Source organism: Citrobacter sp. LJND-P06 (genome assembly GCF_058188415.1).
The window spans coordinates 1,764,035-1,786,339 of the sequence record NZ_CP187317.1 but is presented as its reverse complement, the minus strand read 5'-3'; the positions used below and the strand labels follow the sequence as shown (position 1 = coordinate 1,786,339).

General features: G+C 52.4%; 17 protein-coding genes and 4 pseudogenes. 10 read left to right on the top strand and 11 right to left on the bottom strand.

Features of this window, described 5'->3' with window-relative positions; genetic code table 11:
- Positions 1–53: 53 nt before the first annotated feature.
- The 10 genes and pseudogenes from ACO7SM_RS08530 to ACO7SM_RS08485 form a co-directional block, all read left to right on the top strand.
- Positions 54–3,746, top strand: a pseudogene (locus tag ACO7SM_RS08530) (RHS element core protein); the annotation flags it as partial.
- A 470-nt stretch (positions 3,747–4,216) separates the two neighbouring features.
- Positions 4,217–4,639 (top strand): hypothetical protein, encoded by a 423-nt coding sequence (locus ACO7SM_RS08525; RefSeq protein WP_490470465.1) that lies wholly within the window; start codon positions 4,217–4,219, stop codon positions 4,637–4,639.
- Positions 4,640–4,735: 96 nt separating this feature from the next.
- A pseudogene (locus tag ACO7SM_RS08520) lies at positions 4,736–6,432 on the top strand (RHS repeat-associated core domain-containing protein); the annotation flags it as partial.
- Between the two features lie 4 nt (positions 6,433–6,436).
- Entirely contained in the window at positions 6,437–6,892 is a 456-nt protein-coding gene (locus ACO7SM_RS08515) for a sugar tyrosine-protein kinase (protein ID WP_490470464.1), read from the top strand.
- 197 nt (positions 6,893–7,089) lie between these two features.
- A pseudogene (locus ACO7SM_RS08510) lies at positions 7,090–9,054 on the top strand (RHS repeat-associated core domain-containing protein); the annotation flags it as partial.
- 36 nt (positions 9,055–9,090) lie between these two features.
- Positions 9,091–9,894 (top strand): hypothetical protein, encoded by an 804-nt coding sequence (locus tag ACO7SM_RS08505; protein ID WP_490470463.1) that lies wholly within the window; start codon positions 9,091–9,093, stop codon positions 9,892–9,894.
- A 32-nt stretch (positions 9,895–9,926) separates the two neighbouring features.
- Positions 9,927–10,489 (top strand): annotated as a pseudogene (locus ACO7SM_RS08500) (RHS repeat-associated core domain-containing protein); the annotation flags it as partial.
- A 63-nt stretch (positions 10,490–10,552) separates the two neighbouring features.
- Positions 10,553–10,894: a hypothetical protein gene (locus tag ACO7SM_RS08495; protein ID WP_490470895.1), complete on the top strand. Its 342-nt coding sequence runs from the start codon at positions 10,553–10,555 to the stop codon at positions 10,892–10,894.
- Between the two features lie 63 nt (positions 10,895–10,957).
- Positions 10,958–11,914: a tetratricopeptide repeat protein gene (locus ACO7SM_RS08490; RefSeq protein ID WP_490470462.1), complete on the top strand. Its 957-nt coding sequence runs from the start codon at positions 10,958–10,960 to the stop codon at positions 11,912–11,914.
- A gap of 275 nt (positions 11,915–12,189) precedes the next feature.
- On the top strand, positions 12,190–12,966 hold the full coding sequence (locus ACO7SM_RS08485) for a hypothetical protein (RefSeq protein WP_490470461.1): 777 nt from the start codon (positions 12,190–12,192) through the stop codon (positions 12,964–12,966).
- A 356-nt stretch (positions 12,967–13,322) separates the two neighbouring features.
- Here ACO7SM_RS08485 and ldtA read toward each other — a convergent pair whose 3' ends face one another.
- The 11 genes from ldtA to cbiK all read right to left on the bottom strand — a co-directional run bounded on the left by ldtA (position 13,323) and on the right by cbiK (position 22,303).
- On the bottom strand, positions 13,323–14,249 hold the full coding sequence (ldtA, locus tag ACO7SM_RS08480) for a L,D-transpeptidase (RefSeq protein ID WP_490470894.1): 927 nt from the start codon (positions 14,247–14,249) through the stop codon (positions 13,323–13,325).
- A 155-nt stretch (positions 14,250–14,404) separates the two neighbouring features.
- Entirely contained in the window at positions 14,405–15,469 is a 1,065-nt protein-coding gene (gene cobT / locus ACO7SM_RS08475; RefSeq protein WP_490470460.1) for a nicotinate-nucleotide--dimethylbenzimidazole phosphoribosyltransferase, read from the bottom strand.
- A gap of 25 nt (positions 15,470–15,494) precedes the next feature.
- A complete protein-coding gene (gene cobS, locus ACO7SM_RS08470) occupies positions 15,495–16,238 on the bottom strand; it encodes an adenosylcobinamide-GDP ribazoletransferase (RefSeq protein WP_490470459.1) in 744 nt (247 codons plus the stop codon).
- Positions 16,235–16,780: a bifunctional adenosylcobinamide kinase/adenosylcobinamide-phosphate guanylyltransferase gene (cobU, locus tag ACO7SM_RS08465; RefSeq protein ID WP_490470458.1), complete on the bottom strand. Its 546-nt coding sequence runs from the start codon at positions 16,778–16,780 to the stop codon at positions 16,235–16,237. Before cobU ends, cobS begins: the two co-directional genes overlap by 4 nt.
- Complete coding sequence (locus ACO7SM_RS08460; RefSeq protein ID WP_490470457.1) at positions 16,777–18,297, bottom strand: cobyric acid synthase; 1,521 nt, start codon at positions 18,295–18,297, stop codon at positions 16,777–16,779. The genes cobU and ACO7SM_RS08460 overlap by 4 nt, the downstream gene beginning before the upstream one ends.
- Positions 18,294–19,109 (bottom strand): energy-coupling factor ABC transporter ATP-binding protein, encoded by an 816-nt coding sequence (locus ACO7SM_RS08455; RefSeq protein WP_490470456.1) that lies wholly within the window; start codon positions 19,107–19,109, stop codon positions 18,294–18,296. The genes ACO7SM_RS08460 and ACO7SM_RS08455 overlap by 4 nt, the downstream gene beginning before the upstream one ends.
- A gap of 8 nt (positions 19,110–19,117) precedes the next feature.
- Positions 19,118–19,795 (bottom strand): energy-coupling factor ABC transporter transmembrane protein, encoded by a 678-nt coding sequence (locus tag ACO7SM_RS08450; protein WP_490470893.1) that lies wholly within the window; start codon positions 19,793–19,795, stop codon positions 19,118–19,120.
- Positions 19,782–20,063, bottom strand: a complete 282-nt coding sequence (locus ACO7SM_RS08445) for an energy-coupling factor ABC transporter substrate-binding protein (RefSeq protein WP_490470455.1) — start codon at positions 20,061–20,063, stop codon at positions 19,782–19,784. Before ACO7SM_RS08445 ends, ACO7SM_RS08450 begins: the two co-directional genes overlap by 14 nt.
- A gap of 1 nt (position 20,064) precedes the next feature.
- On the bottom strand, positions 20,065–20,802 hold the full coding sequence (gene cbiM, locus ACO7SM_RS08440) for a cobalt ECF transporter S component CbiM (protein ID WP_192612659.1): 738 nt from the start codon (positions 20,800–20,802) through the stop codon (positions 20,065–20,067).
- Positions 20,799–21,512: a cobalt-factor II C(20)-methyltransferase gene (locus tag ACO7SM_RS08435; RefSeq protein ID WP_490470454.1), complete on the bottom strand. Its 714-nt coding sequence runs from the start codon at positions 21,510–21,512 to the stop codon at positions 20,799–20,801. Before ACO7SM_RS08435 ends, cbiM begins: the two co-directional genes overlap by 4 nt.
- Positions 21,509–22,303 carry a sirohydrochlorin cobaltochelatase gene (cbiK, locus tag ACO7SM_RS08430; protein WP_490470453.1) on the bottom strand — a complete coding sequence of 265 codons (795 nt, stop codon included), beginning with the start codon at positions 22,301–22,303 and terminating at the stop codon, positions 21,509–21,511. The genes ACO7SM_RS08435 and cbiK overlap by 4 nt, the downstream gene beginning before the upstream one ends.
- Between the last annotated feature and the right edge of the window lie 2 nt (positions 22,304–22,305).

Sequence of the window (22,305 nt, the reverse complement as noted above, 5' to 3'; positions counted from 1 at the left end):
GGTAACCCGGGCAATTAATAAAAACCACATGTCACATAATACGGGACAAGGATATGAGTGGAAAACCAGCCGCGCGTCAGGGTGACGGCACACTGAAAGGCGGCCCGATAACCCAGGGTTCTGCGGGAGTATTGATTGGCGCCCCCACCGGCGTGGCCTGCTCGGTCTGTCCCGGCGGCATGCTCTCCGGCAACCCGGTCAACCCGCTGCTCGGCGCCAAGGTCCAGCCCGGGGAAACCGACCTCGCGCTGCCCGGCCCCCTGCCCTTTGTGCTTTCACGCACTTACAGCAGCTACCGGACGAAAACTCCCGCCCCGGTGGGTATTTTCGGCCCCGGCTGGAAAGCCCCGTCGGATATCAGCTTACAGATACGCAGTGAGGCGCTGATACTGAACGACAACGGCGGCAGAAGCATTCACTTCGACCCGCTGTTTGCCGGAGAAACAGCCTTCAGCCGCAGTGAATTCTTCTGGCTGGCGCGGGGGGGCGTGGCTCAGTTACACGACAGCAACCCCCTCCATCTTCTCTGGCAGACGTTGCCGGAGGTTATCCGGCTCAGCCCGCACATATACCTGGCCACCAACAGCCTTCAGGGGCCATGGTGGGTACTCGGCTGGTCTGCGCGTGTTCCCGCCCCGGATGAGATATTGCCAGCCCCTCTGCCGCCGTACCGGACGCTGACCGGGCTGGTCGATAATGTTGGTCGCCAGATGATCTTCCACCGCGCCGCATCCGGTGACTGTCGCGGTGACGTTACCGGGGTCACTGACGGGGCCGGGCGTCGCTTCCGCCTGGTGCTGACCACTCAGGCGCAGCGGGCAGAACAGTCCCGCCAGCAGGGAGCATCCCGGACACCTGCGCAGCCGCCCTTCCCGCAGACGCTGTCCGCCACAGATTACGGGGCAGATAATGGCGTGCGCCTGGCCGAAATATGGCTGACGCACGACCCTGAATACCCGGAAAACCTGCCTGTCACCCCGCTGATGCGGTATGAATATTCGCCGCGTGGCGAACTGGTGACGGTGTATGACCGCAGTAATACCGCGGTTCGTGCGTTCACCTATGACCCGGCCCATACAGGCCGGATGGTCGCTCAGCATCATGCAGGCAGACCGGCTATACACTATCGCTACGATGCATCGGGCCGCGTGACAGAACAGCGCAATGCTGCTGGCCTGAGTTATGCCTACACCTATGCGCAGAACTGCGTCACCATCACCGACAGCCTGAACCGTCAGGAAATTCTGCATACCGAAGGCGACGGAGGGATGAAACGGGTGGTGAAACAGGTGCGCGCCGATAACAGTGCGCTTCACAGTGAGTTTGACCCGGCAGGCAGACTTATCGCCCGGACCGATGCGGCAGGCCGCAAAACAGTATTCCGCCTGAGTCCCGGCTCCGGCCAGCTCAAAGAAATCATCACGCCGGACGGCAGGCTTACCGAATTTTATTACAACATCCAGCGCCAGCTCACCCATACCCTGAGTCCGGACGGCCTGCAAAGCAGCCTTGAGTACGACAACCACGGCAGACTGACGGCGGAAACCGGGCGTAACGGCAGCACCACGCGCTATTTCTATGACAGCCCGTACAGCGACTCCCCCTGCGCCACAGAAGATGCCACCGGCAGCCGCAAACAGATGGTGTGGAGCCGGTACGGACAACTCCTCACCTTCACCGATTGTTCCGGCTATCAGACCCGTTACGAGTACGACCGTTTCGGTGCGCTGACGGCGGTGCACCAGGAAGAAGGCCTCAGCCTGTACCGGGCATATGATAACCGGGGCCGTCTGACGGCCATAAAAGACGCGCAGGGTCGTGAAACACGTTACGAATACAGCCTGGCGGGCGACCTGACGACGGTCATCTCTCCGGACGGCAGCCGCCAGGACACCACCCACAACCCGCAGGGCAATATCCTCAGCACCACGCAGGACGGGCTGACACGCCGGATGGCATACGACGCCGCAGGCCGCGTGACCCGCCTGACCAACGAGAACGGCCGTCACACCGACTTCAGTTACGATGTGCTGGACCGGCTGACGCAGGAGACGGGCTTTGACGGCCGGACGCAGCGTTACCGGTATGATCTCACGGGAAAAATCATCCGGAGTGAGGATGCTGGCCGGGTCACGCGCTGGCATTACGATGACGCCGACCGTCTCACCCATCGCACGGTCAATGACCAGCCGGCTGAACAGTGGCATTACAACGACCGCGGCTGGCTGGAGGGCATCCACCACCTCAGCGAAGGGCACCGCGTCGCCGTTCACTACCGGCATGACAGACTGGGACGTCTCATCAGCGAGCGCCAGACGGTGCAGCATCCGGATACGCACGAACTCCTCTGGCAGCATGAGACCCGTCGGGAATACAGCGGTTCGGGCCTGCTCAGCTGCATCACCCCGGATGCCCTTCCCCCGGTGGAATGGCTCACTTATGGCAGCGGATATCTGACCGGCATGAAGCTCGGCGACACGCCGCTGCTGGAGTTCACCCGTGACCGTCTGCACCGCGAAACGCAGCGTCACTATGGTGAGTATGCGCTGACCACGACCTGGACCCCGGGCGGGCAGCTCCATCACCACCGTCTTAATCACCCGCAGCTCGACCGCGACTACACCTGGAACAGTGTCGGGCAGCTGGTCCGTATCAGCGGGCAGCATGAAGAGCATGAATACGCGTATGGCGCGGCCGGGCGGTTACACAGCACGCAAATCCGTTCTGCTCACCCTGCCCTGTCCCGGCAGATACGCACGGACCCGGCGGGCAACCGGCTGGCCACCCGGGGTGATGCCCCGGGGCTGCCGGATGTCTGGCCCGACAACCGTATCGGCCAGGATGCGGATTACGTCTATCATTACGACGACAGCGGCCGCCTCACGGCAAAAGACGAGCGCCGGCCCCGTTCGCAGGGTACGCTGTCTCATCTTTATGGCTATGACAACCAGCACCGGCTGGTGCATTACCACCAGGTGCAGAACGGTAACCTGCTGGTGGAAAGCCGTTATCTTTACGACCCGCTGGGCCGGCGTATCGGCAGGCGGGTGTGGAAACGCCAGGCGGCGCATAATGACAGCCCGGTAGTGACCTGGTACGGCTGGGACGGTGACAGACTGACCACCACCCAGACGGACAGCGCCCGTATTCAGACGGTCTATCTACCGGGCAGTTTCACCCCGCTGCTGCGCACGGAAACCCCCACCACGGAGCTCACGAAAATGCAGCGCCGCACGCTGGCGGAGAAACTCCAGCAGGACGCAAACACGGTATTTATGCCGGAACTGGTGGCACAGCTCGATAACCTCGAGCAGGAGCTGAAGACGGACCGGGTCAGCGACCAGAGCCGCCAGTGGCTGGCCCAGTGCGGCCTGACGCCAGAGCAGATGAAAAACCAGATGGAGCCGGACCACACGCCGCAGCGAAAAATCCACCTCTTCCACTGCGACCATCGCGGTCTGCCGCTGGCGTTATTCGATGAAAACGGAAAGACAGCCTGGCGGGCCGGGTTCGATGAATGGGGGAACAGGCTGTGGGAAGAGAACCCTGATAATCTGCAGCAACTCATTCGCCTGCCCGGGCAGCAATGGGATGAAGAATCGGGACTGTACTACAACCGTCACCGCTACTACGACCCGGCTCAGGGGCGCTATATTACTCAGGATCCGATAGGGCTGAGGGGGGGATGGAATTTGTATCAGTATCCGTTGGATCCACTTCACCAGATAGATCCGATGGGGTTGGTAGGGGCTTTTCCTGATGGTGGGATGGCTCTCTTTGAAGAGGCGAAAAGAGATTCCATAAATGATCAGTATACTTATTCTCTTGGTGCCAATTTATCTGCAGATGGGATAGCAGGAGGAAGTGTAGAGTTAGGATTATCGGTTGGTAAAAAAGCGGGAGAATATTCACTTGATTTATGTAGCTATCTGCAGGCCTGTCAACATTTAGGAGGGGGGGTTGCGGGTGGTGCCGCTGTGAATGCTTCGGCAACAAATGCGGCACCAAGTTCAGGATCAACTTTTTATGCTGGAGTGACTGGTTCTGGTGGTGCTATTGGTGATGCCAATGTTTCTATGATGGCTGATATAAAAGACCCCACTAATATCGTAGCTTCTGCCGGAATTGGTATAGGTGGTGGAGGATTTGTTGGGGGATTAACATGTCAATCATATAGTAAATGCATAATACATTAAAACTAACGAAGGATTTAGTTATGCAAAGTAATAAAATTAAATTGTTTGTACCAATCATGATGTGTGTGTCATTAGCATTGCTGGGTTGCTCTGATGATAAAAAAATAGAAGTCGAGAAGAAAGTATCTGAAATTCATAATGCTTACAATAGTCATGATTATGATTTTATTTACCAAGGCTTTGCAAAAAAAATTAAACTAAAAACAACAAAAGAGCAAACATTTTCTCTTTTTGAAAAAGAAATGACGGAAGCTGGAAAATATAAAAATTCAGCGCTTGTTGATTATAAAGAAACTACCTATATCAATAACAATGCAGATGTTATTACATTGACTTATAAGTCAGTTTTTTCAAAATCCTATGTGGAGGAGATTTTTTATTTCATTTATGAAGAAGAACAACCGAAATTATCTGGGTACAGATACATCATAATGGAAAAATAATATATAAGAAAATATTGGCACAACAGATGTTGACAAGAAACACAAAGTTCGTCACGGCGAAGTTTGTGAGTAATACATGTAGGTGGTTCAGTGATGAAAACGCAGCGTCACTATGGTGAGTATGCGCTGACCACGACCTGGACCCCGGGCGGGCAGCTCCATCGCCACCGTCTTAATCACCCGCAGCTCGACCGCGACTACACCTGGAACAGCGTCGGGCAGCTGGTCCGTATCTGCGGGCAGCATGAAGAGCATGAATACGCGTATGCCGCGGCCGGGCGGGCAACCGGCTGGCCACCCGGGGTGATGCCCCGGGGCTGCCGGATGTCTGGCCCGACAACCGCATCGGCCAGGATGCGGATTACGTCTATCATTACGACGACAGCGGCCGCCTCACGGCAAAAGACGAGCGCCGGCCCCGTTCGCAGGGTACGCTGTCTCATCTTTATGGCTATGACAACCAGCACCGGCTGGTGCATTACCACCAGGTGCAGAACGGTAACCTGCTGGTGGAAAGCCGTTATCTTTACGACCCGCTGGGCCGGCGTATCGGCAGGCGGGTGTGGAAACGCCAGGCGGCGCATAATGACAGCCCGGTAGTGACCTGGTACGGCTGGGACGGTGACAGACTGACCACCACCCAGACGGACAGCGCCCGTATTCAGACGGTCTATCTACCGGGCAGTTTCACCCCGCTGCTGCGCACGGAAACCCCCACCACGGAGCTCACGAAAATGCAGCGCCGCACGCTGGCGGAGAAACTCCAGCAGGACGCAAACACGGTATTTATGCCGGAACTGGTGGCCCGGCTCGATAACCTCGAGCAGGAGCTGAAGACGGACCGGGTCAGCGACCAGAGCCGCCAGTGGCTGGCCCAGTGCGGCCTGACGCCAGAGCAGATGAAAAACCAGATGGAGCCGGACCACACGCCGCAGCGAAAAATCCACCTCTTCCACTGCGACCATCGCGGTCTGCCGCTGGCGTTATTCGATGAAAACGGAAAGACAGCCTGGCGGGCCGGGTTCGATGAATGGGGGAACAGGCTGTGGGAAGAGAACCCTGATAATCTGCAACAACTCATTCGCCTGCCCGGGCAGCAATGGGATGAAGAATCGGGGCTGTGCTACAACCGTCACCGGTACTACGATCCGGCGCAGGGACGCTATATTACTCAGGATCCGATAGGGTTGAGGGGGGGATGGAATGGGTATGTTTATCCGTTGACTCCTATTATGAAAATAGATCCATTTGGATTGAATGGCTTTGATTTTTCGGGCTCAAACTCAGTCTGGGGAAATGAGGTTGGTTCCGCAGTAAATTCTGTGTCTGAAGGTAATATGTCATATAGTGATGGGGTATCCGCAATAAACTCAGCCACTGGACCAACATATATCCCGCCATCGGGATCTCTTTCGCTTGATATCGGTGGGTCCTTTGATGCCTTTAGTGGAGGTGGTTTTTCTGCAGGCATAGCGATTGGAACAAACGATAAAGCATCAAATAATCAGGATATTTGCATTTATTATATGTTATGTGAGCATAAGGGTATAGGCTACGCGGCGGGATTATCTTTTTCTGGAACAGCCTCTGGAGGTGGAGTATCCCCAGGGAAAACCGAATCAAAAGGTCTTCTATATTCCGGAGGGCTTTTAGGTAAATTTTCAGCTTCAGGTGGACAAGATACGAGTGGTAATAAATCAGGAACAATAAGTTTTGGTCCCGGAGTGGGTACTTATGGTGGAGAGCTTACATGCTCGCAAGTATCAAGATGTCTGTCTGAGCTAACGGGATAATACAGTGGGAATCAAAAAAATATTTCATATAACTTTAGCTATGCTTTTAATAGTTTGCCTCAGCATAGAGCTCAGACATTTGTTCATTCAAAGCGACGAGGGTGTTAGATCCCTGGCAAAACAGAAAGTCATCAATATTCAAGGGGATTACAACAGCAGGAATTTCTCTGCAATTTACAACTCAGGAACAGATGATTTCAAAAAAATAACCACTGAAGATGATTTCATTTCATTTATGGAAAGAAAAATGAGTGTATTGGGTTGTTTTGTGCGCGCAGATTTATTATCGAGCAATGTAATCAATTCAAACGTGGTAATTCTTACATATCGCTCAACATATAGAAACTATTCTTTAATTGAAGAGTTTCAATTTATCCAGGAAAGAAAAGGTGAGGATTTACAACTGGGTACATATTTTGTTGATGATGGAGGTAAACGAGGGAAAGTGATAAAACAGTGAATGCTTTATATTTACGCTCTACTTGACATATTCCATTTTGTGTTTTCACTGGCATTATTCTGACTTTAGTGCCAGTACGTATGTTGCTTAAAGCAGCCTCGGTCTCGCAAGCCCGCAGCCCTTTGCGTTTAAACACATCAACAACAATCATTGGACGTTAAGAATATTTCTCCGACCAGCCGGCTGAACAGTAGCATTACAACGACCGCGGCTGGCTGGAGGGCATCCGCCATCTCAGCGAAGGACACCTTGTCGCCGTTCACTACCGGCACGACAGACTGGGACGTCTCATCAGCGAGTGCCAGACGGTGCAGCATCCGGATACGCACGAACTCCTCTGGCAGCATGAGACCCGTCGGGAATACAGCGGTTCGGGCCTGCTCAGGCGCATCACACCGGATGCCCTTCCCCCGGTGGAATGGCTCACTTATGGCAGTGGCTATCTGACCGGCATGAAGCTCGGCGACACGCCGCTGCTGGAGTTCACCCGTGACCGTCTGCACCGCGAAACGCAGCGTCACTATGGTGAGTATGCGCTGACCACGACCTGGACCCCGGGCGGGCATCTCCATCGCCACCGTCTCAATCACCCACAGCTCGACCGCGACTACACCTGGAACAGCGTCGGGCAGCTGGTCCGTATCAGCGGGCAGCATGAAGAGCATGAATACACGTATGGCGCGGCCGGGCGGTTACACAGCACGCAAATCCGTTCGGCTCACCCTGCCCTGTCCCGGCAGATACGCACGGACCCGGCGGGCAACCGGCTGACCACCCGGGGTGATGCCCCGGGGCTGCCGGACGTCTGGCCCGACAACCGCATCGGCCAGGATGCGGATTACGTCTATCATTACGACGACAGCGGTCGCCTCACGGCAAAAGACGAATGCCGGCCCCGTTCGCAGGGCGCGCTGTCTCATCTTTATGGCTATGACAACCAGCACCGGCTGGTGCATTACCGCCAGGTGCAGAACGGCAACCTGCTGGTGGAAAGCCGCTATCTCTGTGACCCGCTGGGCCGGCGTATCGGAAAGCGGGTGTGGAAACGCCAGGCGGCGCATAATGACAGCCCGGCAGTGACCTGGTACGGCTGGGATGGTGACAGACTGACCACCACCCAGACGGACAGCGCCCGTATTCATCCAGTCTATCTGCCGGGCAGTTTCACCCCGCTGCTGCGCACGGAAACCCCCACCACGGAGCTCACGAAAATGCAGCGCCGCACGCTGGCGGAGAAACTCCAGCAGGAAGCAAACACGGTATTTATGCCGGAACTGGTGGCACAGCTCGATAACCTCGAGCAGGAGCTGAAGACGGACCGGGTCAGCGACCCGAGCCGCCAGTGGCTGGCCCAGTGTGGCCTGACGCCAGAGCAGATGAAAAACCAGATGGAGCCGGACCACACGCCGCAGCGAAAAATCCACCTCTTCCACTGCGACCATCGCGGTCTGCCGCTGGCGTTATTCAATGAAAACGGAAAGACAGCCTGGCGGGCCGGGTTTGATGAATGGGGGAACAGGCTGTGGGAAGAGAACCCTGATAATCTGCAGCAACTCATTCGCCTGCCCGGGCAGCAATGGGATGAAGAATCGGGACTGTGCTACAACCGTCACCGCTACTACGATCCGGCGCAGGGACGCTATATTACTCAGGATCCGATTGGGCTGAGAGGGGGATGGAATTTGTATCAGTATCCGTTGGATCCACTAGCAAAAATTGATCCATTAGGATTGGATGCAATCTTCAGTGGAGGAATTGCAGCATATGGACAAAGCATAGCCTCTTTGGATGGGCTGATGATACAAAATGCTGCTATGCCAGATGAGATCACTAAAGCGAACGAACAGATCTGTATGGGTGCTAATAGTTGGAACCCTGGTGGTACGTATGTGCAGGGTATTGTATTCGGTGCAACAGCTATAGGCATGACAGGATTGGCGATCGGAGAGGTTATTGGGGGTGGTGTTGCAAATGGGATAAAGAAAATGTCTCTCGGCTGCGCAAAAAATGTTGGAAAAATGGTTGTTGAAACAAAGTCACAAAAACAACAGCCAATTTTGACTGATAGCCTTTCTGAATGTGCAAAAGGTGCTGTAGGTACAGGACTTAATAAAGTAGAAGGGGGAGTGTTTGACCTTTTAATAGATAACCTACCAAAATAACGTCTTATGTTTAGTAAATTAACAGTAAGGAATGGTATGAACAACACCATCAGATATATGATTGGGATCATCATCCTATTTTTTTTAAATATTAACACTGTTGCTGCAGGTGAAGTAAAACTTAACTGCGATATCTCTGAAGCCACAGCCAAAGTTAATTACTTACATGATCTATACAATAAACAGGATTATGATGGAATTTATCAAGCATACACTGAAAAGTTGAAGGAAACAAACTCATCACAAAGGGAATTTATGCACGAGTCGGAACTAAGGAGGAAAGCATTAGGTAAATTCATTAATGGAGAGCTTTTATTTAATGAGTGTGCAAATCCTGATCTGATATTTCTTGCTTATCAGGCTACATATGAAAAACATTCCTTGATTGAGTTTTTAGGTATCGCACATGAGGAAACAACAAATGCATCCAGGCTTGATTTTTTCTATTTTGATATTAATGGTGCAATGAACTCCGATAAAAACAAAACAATCAAGAGTGATTCCAATATTGATAATGTATATAACCAAGTCATTGAAATCAGAAAATTGTATAACCACGATAAATACAGCGACATTTATAAAAACGCGACAGATGAATTAAAAAAAATCACTACCGAAGGAATTTTTTCATCTAAAATGACTGCGCAAAAAAAATTCTTAGGTAAATACATAAGCACAAAACTAGCTTTTTCTCAGCACGAAAACCCTGATGCAATTTATTTAACCTACGTATCCCAATATGAAAAATACGCTATCCTTGAAATATTTTGGTTTACACGAAAGAACTCAAATGAACCATTTAGCCTCAATGCATATAATGTTAGTGTGAATTTAATTTAAGTATTCACTAAGGCCAGGCGGCGCATAATGACAGCCCGCTGCTGCGCACGGAAACCCCCATCACGGAGCTCACGAAAATGCAGCGCCGCACGCTGGCGGAGAAACTCCAGCAGGACGCAAACACGGTATTTATGCCGGAGCTGGTGGCACAGTTCGATAACCTCGAGCAGGAGCTGAGGACGGATCGGGTCAGCGACCCGAGCCGGCAGTGGCTGGCCCAGTGCGACCTGACGCCAGAGCAGATGAAAAACCAGATGGAGCCGGACCACACGCCGCAGCGAAAAATCCACCTCTTCCACTGCGACCATCGCGGGCTGCCGCTGGCCTTATTCGATGAAAACGGAAAGACAGCCTGGCGGGCCGGGTTCGATGAATGGGGGAACAGGCTGTGGGAAGAGAACCCTGATAATCTGCAGCAACTCATTCGCCTGCCCGGGCAGCAATGGGATGAAGAATCGGGACTGTGCTACAACCGTCACCGCTACTACGACCCGTCGCAGGGACGCTATATTACTCAGGATCCGATTGGGCTGAGGGGGGATGGAATTTGTATCGGTATCCGTTGGATCCGATATCTGAAATTGACCCATTGGGGCAACAAGGCATTGATTCCTTTGGGGATGGGTTTAGTCACTATTGTCAGCAGGCAGGGTCTGCAATGACTTATCTCCCACAAGAAGATGCTATTCTGGCAATCCATAATATGGAAACTATGCATAATACATTTAACCCATTATCAAGTTATCTTTACGGGTTATCTGCAGGCTCAGCCATAATCGGCATGGGGGGACTAAGTTTTGGAGGGGCGACTGTTGCTGAAAAAGGATCTGCCTGTATAAAAGACACAATTCAATCGTTCATAAAGGATGGAGAAAGAGATCCGGAACAATTAGCTTTAACCTGTGGAAAAAGCTTTTTAAATGAAGGGAACTCAATTTTTGCGGGTCATATTTCCGATTATCTTATTGACACACTTATTTCCTATAAAGCAAAGCAATAAATTCTACTGTATTTATTTTAAAGAAACACATATTACCCACTAATAATAAACATGAGATGCAACGTGAAAAAAGCAACCTTTGCAATTTTTTGTATTACCGTTTTTATTCTGGCTGGCGGCATTACATTAACATTTCGATCACGTGATGATATAAGTATGTCAAAATTATCATATCTACTTAGACTTGCAGAACAAGGAAATATGGAGGCTCAAACAGAGTTGGGCCTTGCATATGGAAGTGGTAACGGTGTAGCACAGAGTTATAGTCAGGCAACATACTGGTATCATGAAGCCGCAAAACAAGGTTACGCCCCAGCACAATTTAATCTTGGTCTTTTCTATGAAAATGGTTGGGGGAACACAATAGATTATAAACAAGCGATAGATTGGTATACAAAATCAGCAAAACAAGGAATGACTAAGGCGCAAGTCAACCTGGGACAAATGTATCTTACAGGATTAGGTATACAGAGAAACTATGCTGAAGCACTAAAATGGTTTTCAAAAGCTGCAGAAAATAATGATACAAATGCCATGAATAATATTGGCCAAATGTATGCGCGAGGATTAGGAGTCGAAAAAGATAATTCCAAAGCCGAGGAATGGTACCTTAAAGCCGTATCTTTTGGCTCTATGAGTGCTAGAAATTCTCTCGGGGTTTTTTATGGTCGACGATTAGGGCATGATTCAGACGACTACAAAAAATCCCTACCACTGGTAGAGGCATCCGCATGTCAAGGGTACGTTTTAGCACAAACAAATCTTGCTTCATTTTATGCTGAAAATGATGGTGAAGCACCTATAGATTATAAAAAATCTTACGCATGGTATTATGTAGCTTATATTAATGGTTCTTTAGAATCCGAAAATAACATTATTTATTTAACAAACAAAATGGAATATAAAGATCTCACATATGCGAAAAGACTAGCAGCAGAATATAGCCAAAAATACCGTTCTTCGTCTACAGGAGATGATACATATAAATCAAAAACGGAATGTGTGTTATCTCAATATTAGCAAACCTAATGGAATAAACTATCGATAGCTACTTCAATAGAAAATGGCATTGCTGCTGGGATCAGAAAAATGTCCTTGGGCTGTGCAAAAAATCCAGGGCAAGCAGTCATTGATGACTTATCGCAAAAAAAAATCAATCAACTCCTATGAACTAGCAATAGAATGTACAAAGGGTGCTGTTGACTCAGGGCTTAGCGGGATAGGTGGGAATGCGTTTGATCTATTGCTCGACAATCTACCCAAATAATCCATGAGAATAAAAAAGGATAAAAAATATGATTCCCTCGATAAAGGATATAATCACCTCCATTTTTCTCATTCTTGCCCTCACGAACACAGTTCTGAGCCAAGAAAAGGATTTAACCTCAGACGTTGTGAAAGCCGACAAAAAAATTCAAGAGCTTTTTGAGTATTATAACAACAATGACGGGTCACTTTATTATCAGTCATCAACTGATGCTCTTGGTAATAAGACAAACAAAACTATTTTCTTAAAAAGATTTGAAGAGAAACAAAACAAACTGGGGAAACTCATCAAAAGTGAACTACTATTAAGCCGGAGAGCCTCACCTAATTTATTGTTTATGTTTTACCAATCAACTTATGAGAATGACACACTCACTGAGTTTTTTTGTCTCTCACGTAAGAAGTCCTCTGAAAAATTCAGTGTGTCTATTGATAACATTGATCTAGACAGAGCAATGGAAAATGAAGGTGAGGAAGATGAAAGCATTAAATATGCCGAACAAAAAATCCAATTACTTAGAGGTTTTTATAACAATTATCAATTCAAAGAGTTTTATCAGAGCATTGACTTTGGACCAGAAGAAAAAAAACCTCAAGATCAATTCATATCTATGATAACCAACAACCGTAGCAAATTTGGGAAGTATGTGAATGAGGAACTACTTTTCACCAGAAATAAATCCAACGGAATAATATTAACATACTTAACCCAATACGAAAAATATGCAATTGTAGAGGTTTTTGGGATAGTGAAACGCTCAGATCAGGGTTCATATATGTTACGCGTATTTAATTCCTATTTCTAGGCCTGCGGAAGTGGTTGCAGGACCCTTATTACCATGCCAAGTGGTCTCAGCGTCAAAACGTCAGTTTGTTTGTACTGAAACTAGCATTAAGCCAATGGGATAAAATCGCGCCTCAGAGCAGAATCAATCCTCAAGGGCAGGTGAACGGACACGCCCCGCTGCGCCTCAGCCATAATGCCCTGGGCTGCGAGGTAAAGCGCCAGAGCGACGCGGGCTTCCTGCACGGCCAGCGGCACGGCGAAACCGGCAATCTTATTGAGCAGTGGGCAGGCAGGATGGAGCCAGACGCCCCCACTCTGCCGCTTTTAGCGGGCTTCTTGCTTTTCTGTTGCTGCCGTTATTCTGGCGCTCATTGATCAATTGATGGCGCCGACATTGATATTCACCGGCATTCCAGAGCGACGCTCCAGTTCATGATTGACCCGCTTGCTGTCAACGCCGCTCCCCTGCGTGAAAGCACGCAACGCTGGCGTGACCGGCAGCGGAACTTTTCTGTCGGATTCATATTCAGCGCGATTACGTGACAGCGGTTCATGAACCTCAAGCCAGCGGCTACCGTCCGGCTCTGTGGTGTATTTCACCGGCTGGTCGATCAGTTGCACACGTGTGCCCACCGGCACGTTGTCGAACAGATATTTAATGTCATCATTACGCAAACGGATACAGCCCTGACTCACTCGCAGGCCAATGCCAAAATTGGCATTCGTGCCATGGATAGCGTACAGCTTACCGATATAAATGGCGTACAGCCCCATCGGGTTATCCGGCCCCGCTGGAACGAACGCGGGCAGACTCTCCCCTCTCCGGGCATATTCACGACGGGTATTGGGAGTTGGACTCCAGGTCGGCGCTTCCTGTTTACGCTGTACCGATGTCACCCAGTTACGCGGGGTTTCTCGTCCTGCCTGACCAATGCCGATGGGCAGAATTTCAACCGTATTTCCCCCACTCGGATAATAGTAGAGACGCATTTCCGCAACGTTAATCACGATGCCCTCGCGGACCGTTGCGGGCAAAATGAGCTGTTGTGGGATAACGAGCGTCGACCCGGATCTGGGTAGATAGACATCTACTCCGGGGTTTGCTTCCAGCATATTGCTCAATCCCAGGCCGTACTGAGCCGCAAATGTCTCCAGCGGTTGGGTATTTTTATCCGGTACTATCATCGTCAGCGGGGCACCCACCAGGCGGCTTCCGTCAGGCGGTAGCGGGTAACTCACCGCCTGGGCTATCTGGCTGGTCAATAGCATGACCAGAGAGCAAAACAATTTCACACGAGGCATCATTTCCCTTTCCTCAGTCGCGGCAGGTGTCAGTTAATTATAGCTTTTTGGTATGCGATTAGGTGTTAACGAAGGACGGTTCACTCGCAAGAGTGTAACAATAAACGGGTTTAAAAAGGAAACCCCCACCTGTAAGCGGGGGTTGCAGAGAGTGGTTACGCTTCTTTGCCGTCCGGCAGTTCGATATTGCTGTCTGCCAGGTGACCCATATTGTTGTACATCGCACAGGCAGCCTCAACGATCGGCATGGCCAGGGCGGCGCCACTGCCCTCACCCAGTCGCATCCCCATATTCAGATACGGATCCAGTTCCAGATGCGCCAGCGCAATCCGCGCCCCTTTCTCCGCCGAGAAATGGGAAGGGATCAAATACGGCTTAATCTCAGGGGCAATCCGACAAGCCGCCAGCGCCGCAGAATAAGAGAGAAAACCATCCATCAGTACGGGTAATCCGCAAGACGCTGCGCCAAGCATCACGCCAGCCATACCCACCAGATCAAATCCCCCCACTTTGGCCAGCACATCAATACCGTCACGCGAGTCAGGCTGATTCACGCGAATGGCACGACGCACCACATCCACTTTATTCCCCACTTTAGACAACGGGAGATTGGCCCCAATTCCGACCACCTCTTCAGCATCGTTTCCGGTCAGCACGCTCACGATTGCCGCGGCCGGAGTGGTATTCGCCATACCCAACTCCCCAACACCAAACAACGTCACGCCGTTTTGTGCCAGTTCCCGGGTATATCGAATCACTTCCAGCAGTAACTCTTCGGTTTGTGCGCGGGTCATTGCCGGCCCGGTGGCGATATTGCCGCAGCCACGCGCCACGCGCATGTTTACAACGCCTGGGATCGGTTCGCAGTCAATCCCGACATCGACCACATGCACCTTTGCGCCCGCCTGAGCCGCCAATACGCAGACGCCAGTCGTTCCCCGCAGCATATTCGCAGCCTGAATCGCGGTAACCACTTTCGGCGAGACGGCGACCCCTTCATCCCATACGCCGTGATCCGCGCACATCACCAACATCGCTTTCTCACCCACGTGAGGAACGCCGTTGAGACCCGGCATTCCTGCCAGTTGCACAGCCAGCGCTTCCAGACGACCAAGGCTGCCTGGCGGCTTGAGCAAACCGTCAATATGTTGCTGCGCACGCGACATCGCATCACCGTCAATCGGTGGGATCGCACGGAGTACTGAGGATAAAGTCTGCATAAGGGTTCTCATTGTGTTGGCTGACTCACAGCAGAGCCAGCAGGAAGATTAACTCACCAAGTTCGATAGCCGCGCCCAGCGTATCGCCAGTTTGTCCACCCAACGTACGTTTAAGTAATTGACCAAGAATGAAAATCGCCACCATGGTGACTACTATCGCCACCAGCCCATGCATCCCCGGCAACAGCACGGCAGCTAAAATCGCCGCCAAACCTAGCGTGACACAGGTCTGTCGCCCGGTGACTTTGCCGATAAACACATTGCCCAGCCCTTCTTCGCGGGCATAGCGATGACGGTGCATCAGCAATACGGCAATGCCCCTTCCGGCGGCACAGGCAGCGACCAGCGACGCCAGTACTGGCGTTCCCCGTAGCGCCAGTTCACTGACCACCAGCACCTTCGCCAGCAGGACAAAAATCAGTGCCAGTCCGCCGTGCGTTCCCAGACGACTGTCACGCATGATCTCCAGCATGCGCTCCCGGCGACGCGCAGAAAATACGCCATCGCAGGTATCGGCAAGGCCATCCAGATGGAAACCGCCCGTCAAAAGCGCCAGCGTCAGCACCGCAAACAGTGACGCCAGAGGAATACCGCACCAGGGTTGCACCGCCATAAACACCAGACCACTTAACCCACCCAGCACCAGACCAATCAGCGGAAACATCACAATGCCGCGTGAATACTGATCGAAATCCAGCCCCTGCGACCAGCGGACGGGAACGGGCAAACGACTGATAAACGACAGCATTGCCCAGAACAACTTACTCATTTAATTTTGACTCCAATACCTGACACTACCAGCCACACCTCATCGGCCGCGCTGGCAAGCCGTTGGTTAACCCGACCGGCAATATCGCGAAAATGACGCGCCAGACGGTTCTCCGGGACGATGCCCATCCCAACTTCGTTAGTCACCAGCACCACATTTGCAGGGCAGCGCTGACAAGCGGCAATTAGCGCGCGGATCTCATCCTCAATAGCGCGTTCCATCGCCGCATAATCCCAGCTATCGGGATCGCTTTCTCCCCCCAACGCAAACAGCATGTTGGTCACCATTGTCGTGATGCACTCCAGCAAAATGGCCTCATCGGGAGAGTGTTGCGCTGTGATCAATTCATCAAGCTGTTGCCAGCGTTCGGCGGTACGCCAGTGCGCCGGTCGTCCGTCCCGATGATGTTGAATTCGCGCCGCCATCTCCTCGTCAAAAACCTGAGACGTTGCGATGTATAACACCTGCGGTGAATCCGCAATCAGCGCCTCGGCATGTCGACTTTTTCCACTGCGCGCCCCGCCCGTCACCAAAATCATCATACAGGCTCCTGATGTTGTTGCATGATTTGATAAATTTTATCAATATCAATATGTTCACGCATCCCTTCTGCCAGCAAATCGAACTGCTGCAATTTGTACTGCCCATACTGAAAAGTCATATCCAGGGGTTGCAGACCTTTACGCACGCGCAGGCCATTGAGCAGCGCTCGGGTGAAATCATCGCTATCAAACAGGCCATGCAGGTAGGTGCCAAACGCCAGTCCGTCCTCGGTCACAGCGCCGTCTGCCACTTGTTGCCCATTTTTTTGCAACTGCATCACTGAGCAACACTCCTCGTTCAGCGTGGTTTCGCCCATGTGAATTTCATAGCCGCGTACGGGTAAACCTGAAGCCGCAGCCAGCCATCCGGGCAGCGCAGACGACATTGTCGCCTCTACCTGGGTCGTGGTTTTATGCTGCGCAAAATGGGTGACGGTGTTGAGTAAGCCAAGTCCGGGCAGCGTACCCAGCCCGGACTCCACCTCATCAATAATGGTATCGCCAAGGATCTGGTAGCCGCCGCATATACCCATGACAGGTACGCTGCGCTGATGAGCCTGTAAAACTGCATGCGCCATACCGCTTTCGCGCATCCACACCAGATCGCCCAGCGTGTTTTTACTGCCGGGCAGGAGAACCAAATCGACCGTTTCCAGCTCTTCAGGATGTCGCACGTAGCGTACCCGGACATCCGGTTGGGCAGCCAGCGCATTGAAATCGGTAAAGTTTGAGATGTGCGGAAGTTGAACAACCGCGATATCAATATCGCGTTTTTCGGTGCGCAGGTATTTCCCTTTTTGCAGCGCCACGCCATCCTCATCTTCCAGATCCACATCCAGCCAGGGCATGACGCCCAGCACCGGCACCCCGGTCAATGACTCAATTTGTTCAATACCGGAGTAAAGCAGCGCCACATCACCTCTGAATTTGTTGATGATGATGCCTTTCACTCTGGCGCGTTCATGGTCGTGCAGCAGAGCCAGCGTGCCATAAATAGAAGCGAAGACCCCGCCCCGGTCGATATCCGCCACCAGGATCACCGGGCATTTTGCCATCTCCGCCATCCCCATATTGACGATGTCGCGATCGCGCAGGTTTATCTCTGCCGGGCTGCCCGCCCCCTCCAGCACGATGACGTCATGTTCCTGCGCCAGGCTGGTGTATACCTCAAGGATCTGTTCCCGTAGCCGCGGTTTATATTCGTGGTAGCTGACGGCATCCATATCGGTGGCGACTTTACCCATCAGTATCACTTGCGCTTTGCGATCGCTGGTCGGTTTTAGCAGCACCGGATTCATCCGCACGTCGGGGGTAATTCCTGCGGCCTCCGCCTGAAAGATCTGCGCGCGGCCCATCTCTTTGCCATCCGGCGTAATACCGGAGTTCAGCGCCATATTCTGCGATTTAAAAGGCGCCGTACGCAGACCGTCCTGATAAAAAATACGGCACAGCCCTGCCACCAGCACGCTTTTACCCACATCAGATGCCGTTCCCTGCAACATTATTGCCTGCGTCATGACGCCTCCTTCAGTGCGTTTTCTCGCATACGACTAAAAAATTCAGCTTCGGTTTTACACAGCGGCAGACCCAATTGGGCATGCAGTTTCACCAGCCAGGGCTGCGTTAACCCGGCTTGTTCGATTAATTCAGTACGGGAAAATACCTCGCCCGGCTCGCCATGCGCCAGCACTTCGCCACGGCGCAGGACATATACCGCATCGCTGACTTCATAGATGAGATCGATATCGTGACTGGAGATGACGACGTGATTCCCCTGCGCCACAATCCGCTTGATGATGTCGATCATTTGCGTTCTTCCGGCAGGGTCAAGACCGGCCGTCGGTTCATCCAGCAACAAATAGCGGGCCTGTAAAACCATTGCACCCGCAATCGCCACCCGTTTTTTCTGTCCGTGGCTTAAACACTGGATCGGTTGATGGCGAAAATGCTGGGCATCAACCAGCGTCAGCGCATCCTCCACACGTCGGGCTATTTCGGCTTCTGCCACGCCCAGATTACGCAGGCTAAACGCAATGTCGCTATCGATGTCGGTATAGAATATTTGCTGATCGGGATCCTGAAAGACGGTAGCCACCTGCTGGCGCAACGCCAACAGGCCGCGCTTACTGTAATCCAGCGGTTTCCCCTGCCACAGAACCGCCCCTTTTTGTGGGCGCAGAAGCCCGCTCAGGTTCATAAACAGCGTCGATTTCCCGCAGCCATTTGCGCCGACTAATCCGGTCACAGATTGCGCAGAAAAATCCAGCGTGAGCCCTTTGAGTACCTGCTCATCCTGATAGCGAAACCAGAGCTCTGTCGTGGCAAGCATGCTTTTCCTTACAGGTGAAAATCACCCTGATACAGTTTGATATCCAGCGTGGTAGCCATTTGCTGATAGCGAATCAGCACGCGAGTAAACAGTAATCCGACCAACATCGCCAGAGAACGGTAACTTTTCGGCAGACTACGATAACCAAAACGCAGCGTTTGCGCGCGATGAATGGCAAGCGCTTCGTCTAACAGAATAAAAATGAAGCGCCAGGTCAGCAGGATCTGCTCGGTGAGCAGTCGCGGCACGCGGGCGCGTTTTAGCAATACAATCAACTGGGGAAACGGTAGATTCAGCACCAGCCAGAACGTTGCCGCCAGTGCGGCCAGGCTACGCCAGAAGGTTTCGTTAGCGGTGATGAGCCCTGAAGAGGTAATCCCCAGCCAGTAAGATCCAACAGGCAAACTGACCAACAGCGACTGGGGATCGCGGCTTACGCTAAACAGAATCGTCACCACCCCAACCACTAAAAATCCAAAAGGTAAGGCCATCCACCGACACCAGCGCCACACCGAAAGGCGTAATAACCAACAGGTCAGCCCGGCAGTAAACAGCAACTCAATGCCCTGCCCCCAGGGAGGCAGGGTGAACGCCAGCGTCATCATCACCACCCAGAGCAAAAATTTTCGCTCCGGTGATACATGAAACCAGCGGCTCTGGTAGCTCAGCCTGTCAAGTCCGGTCATCACGACGTTGTCTGCCTTTGCAGTAACCCAGGATGTAGAAAATCACCGCCGCACCAAGTGACCCTTGCAGGGTGAACAGCAAACTTTCGATTTCACCACTGGCAGGTTCATACAGTGGCTCGAACCAGGGTTTATAATCCGGTGCAATGGCCTGGATCTGGCTTTCGGCTTCGCCATCAGAGCCGCCGTATTCGCCGCCATGATTAATGAAGAACGGCAGGATCACGAGGGCTATCACCATGCTCAACAATATCAGCGTCTTTTTCATCCTAATGTCCTTGTGCGGTAATCAACCGCCGCTTGGTCAACTGGTCGTAGATCATGACGGTTAACAACCCTTCCGCTATCGCAATCGGAATCTGTGTTAAACAGAAAATGCCCATAAATTTGACAATCGACCCTGGCGCGCCCGCCTGCGGGTCCGGGAAGGCGACCCCAAGCTGCACTGAGGTGACGAAATAAGTCACCAGATCCGCCAGCATCGCGCACAAGAAGACCCCAACATCGCGACGTAACCCTGCGCGACAGGCCATTTGCCACACCAGATACCCAACAACCGGCCCAATCACCGCCATCGACATGCCATTCGCACCCAGCGTGGTCAGCCCGCCATGGGCCAGCAACAATGCCTGGAAGAGCAAAACTATCGCGCCAAGCACCGCCACAACGCCGGGCCCAAACAGAATAACCGCCAGACCCACGCCGGTCGGATGTGAACAGCTCCCGGTCACGGAGGGAATTTTCAGCGCCGAGAGGACGAAAATGAATGCCCCGCACAGCGCCAGCAGCACTTTCTGGTGATTATCTTCCTGGACAATCCGTCGCAGGCGAACCAGCCCGTACCACAGACAAGGTAAAAACAGCAGCCACCATGCCAACGCCCACATCGGCGGCAGAAACCCCTCCATAATGTGCATCGCGAACGCCTGCTCGGGAACAACCATCAGTAAGAGCGCGGCAGCCAGCCCACTGAATGACAGTTGTTTTAGCTGTTTTTCGAGTATCATTCCTTATACTCCCACCGTTTGTTGACCAGAATGGTCGAGAAGTAAGGCAGCGACTGCTCATCGCTCACCTCATCCAGATGGCGCCAGCATTGCTCGCCAGGCAGGGTGGCTTCAGCCATCATCAGGGCGCAGTCCAGTAAACCTTCCTGTTGCAGCAACGCTTTAATCCGCGTGAATCTGCCGTACACCTTCATGAGCACCAGGCTTTCGTGCTGCTTTAACGCCTGTTGAATTTCAGCTTCCGGTGCCGTACAGGAGAGAACCGCCAGCGACTGTTGTTCCATTGCCAGCGGCGTTTTTGAGCGGGCGGCAATAGCGGCAAATGAGGTGACGCCAGGGACAATTTCCAGCCATTCCGGGTTGCCAATACGTTGCAGTAAAAAGACCCAGGTGCTGAACAACATGGCATCGCCCAGGGTGATAAAGCCAACCTGTTTTCCGGCCTTAACGTCGTTGACCAGCGCGGCGGCGACCTCATCCCAGACGGCCTCTTTCTCGGCGCTGTCGGCGCTCATCGGGAAATGGCAGCAGCGCACTTCTGTCTGTTCGCCGACATACTCACGCACAATGGAAAGCGCCAGGCTGTCACCGCCTTTACGTCCGGCGGGAGCATATAAAATATCCAGTGAACCGAGGATCCGCGCCCCACGAACCGTGATCAGGTCAGACGCACCAGGACCGGTGCTCAACGCATACAGTTTGCCGCTCATGCTGCTTCCTCCATCGCCATTTCCAGCGCGTGTTGCAGGTGCGCGACAAACATTGCACGAACCGCCGGATTTTCTCCCAGCCCGCTTAACCACGGCGTTGCCGGGATGCCTGCGGCGTTAAAGCGTGTTTTCCAGGAGTCCTCTTCATCAGAGGCCATGTCGTTGATGGCGTGATCGCCTGCAACCAGCATCAACGGCATAAGATGCACGCCGCTAACGCCTTCCTTACCCAGACTCTCAATGAGAATCTCGACCTCCGGGTAACTCTCTACCGCCCCCACGCGAGCCGGAAAACCCTGCGCCGTCATCATATGGTCAAGGCAGGCATACGCGGCAAACGCATGATGGCTGGCGCCGTGTCCCATAAACACCACTTTTTCCGTGGTCTCAAGCGTGGGCATCTGTTGCTGCAAAGCCTGCATCAGTTGCGCGTAATCACGGTGACTGCTCAATAACGGCGCGCCCAGCGTCAGGCGAGAAAACAGCGGGCGCATACTCTGCACTTCACGGACAATTTTTTCGTATTCATCACCGTTAATGATGTGCAGAGACTGAATGGCAACGTCCTGGTATCCCTGTGCGGCGAGTTTTTGCAATGCCTGCAACGGCGTGTCGATATCAATACCATCGCGCTGCTTCAGTTTGCGGATGATCATCCCGGAGGTGAAGGCGCGAAACAGATCTCTGTCAGGGCAACTGGCCGCCAAATCGCGCTCACAGGCCACAATATTTTTCTCACAGGTGTCGTGATAGCTGGTGCCAAAACTGACGACCAAAAGTGCTTTTTTCATGT